The organism is Mesorhizobium sp. P5_C1 (assembly GCF_054049815.1).
The window spans coordinates 1-1639 of record NZ_JBFULQ010000857.1 but is presented as its reverse complement, the minus strand read 5'-3'; the positions used below and the strand labels follow the sequence as shown (position 1 = coordinate 1639).

At 56.3% G+C, this 1639-nt stretch carries 2 protein-coding genes; both read right to left on the bottom strand.

The window, feature by feature from the left end; all coding sequences use genetic code 11:
* Positions 1 to 170: 170 nt before the first annotated feature.
* A complete protein-coding gene (locus ACXJ7R_RS31980; RefSeq protein WP_457155295.1) occupies positions 171 to 1190 on the bottom strand; it encodes a phosphotransferase enzyme family protein in 1020 nt (339 codons plus the stop codon).
* Positions 1190 to 1639 (bottom strand): aminotransferase class III-fold pyridoxal phosphate-dependent enzyme (locus ACXJ7R_RS31975; protein WP_457155294.1); only part of this gene is annotated, 450 nt, incomplete at its 5' end. The genes ACXJ7R_RS31980 and ACXJ7R_RS31975, both read right to left, overlap by 1 nt.

Here is a 1639-nt window from a genome sequence, read left to right as displayed (position 1 = left end):
GACTTAAATGCTCCTCGTGACTAGTCCCCTCGCAACCTCTCGGTCAAGTAGCTGCAATGGTGCGATGGGACCAGGAGCGCGCGGTTGGAAATAGCAGGCTTTGAAAAAGGCACGGTGCGGACGGAGCCGCACAAACCAATATGACCGCGATGCGAACCAACCTGTCGTTTCTATTCATGATCCAAATACCAAGTTGCCGTTTCGGCCGCTTTCTTTGACATTCTGGCTCCGGTCTCACGCGCCGCATCGCTGTCGGCTCGACTTTGCATCCACCCTATCATTGCAAAAGCGCGTAAGGCGGTGAACAATGGCAATGCCTTGATGTCACGCGCTGTCAACGTCCTTTCCGAGGCATACCCCTCCAGCAATGCGGATTCGATGACGTCAAAGAGCGGATCCTCTCGATTCTGATAGAGGCTCACCGCAACGTCGTACATACGCCACCCGAAGCCGCAATCATCGAAATCGATGACTTGGGCCGAGTGGTCCTCGCTCATCAAAATATTTTCGCGCACAAGGTCTGCATGTATCAATCCGAAAGTCCTGGCGCTTTTTTCGAAACCCACTAAAGCACCCATCGCCTTTTCGCGAGATTTCCATACGAGGTCACGCAAGGCATGATCGAGCAGAGGCGAGTTGGTAAAAGGCCCCCACAATGGATTTTCGGAGAAGAAAGCTCCGAAGTCCCATGCGTGCCTTTCAAAATCACGGGGAAGAGGCCACGCCTCAGTCAGATTGTGCATCCGCGCGATCGTGCGTCCCAAGGCTGAGAAAGAACGCTTCGCTTCGTCACCTGACATGTTTAGCGGGACGCCACTCTGGCCAAGCGGCCGCCCCTCCACCCAGGACATGCAGTCAACTTGTCGCGACTGAGAGGAAGCCTCCGTCCGAGCATGCACGAACAACTCACCCGACAAAGCTGCAATCGGCCGGGGCGTCGGGATGCCACTGGCTTGCAGGTAGTTCATCCACTGCAACTCCGATCGCAACGCGGCGTCGGAATGGTAGCCAAACCGGTGGATACGCAATGCCGCAGGCAGGCCACTTGGCATGACGACACGAAAAACCACGTTCTCCCGGTATTTGAGCAATACTGGATCGCAGTCTTCGACCCCCCAGGCTATCAGCGCCTGATGAGCCAGATCCTTCATCGCGACGGCTTCATCGGCGTTGTTCTGATGCCCGGTCATCAGAGCGCCTCGCAGGCAAGGTCGGCAAGAACCTCATCAAGGATACCAACGAGGAATGTCGCATTCTCAATGCCAAAAGGCATTGGTGGTCTTATTTTTAGAACGTTGCCGTGAATGCCGGTCTTGCCTATCAGAACTCCACGTTCGCGCATTTCATCGACGACGGCGGTCGCCAAGTCAGGCGCTGGGTCGCGGATAGCGCGGTTACGGACCAACTCCAGCCCGAAAAACAGCCCCGTACCTCGGATATCGCCGACGCACTTATGACTTTCGGTCAAGGGGCGCATCAGTGCCAGCGACGCTTCACCTACTCGCTGTGCGTTGTCGATGAGGTTCTCGCCCTCTAGCACGTCCAGCACCGCGTTGGCTGCCGCACACGACACTGGATTGCCGCCGAAAGTGTTGAAGTAGCGGAAGGCCTCGCGAAACGATGCCAAAATCGCTTCAGA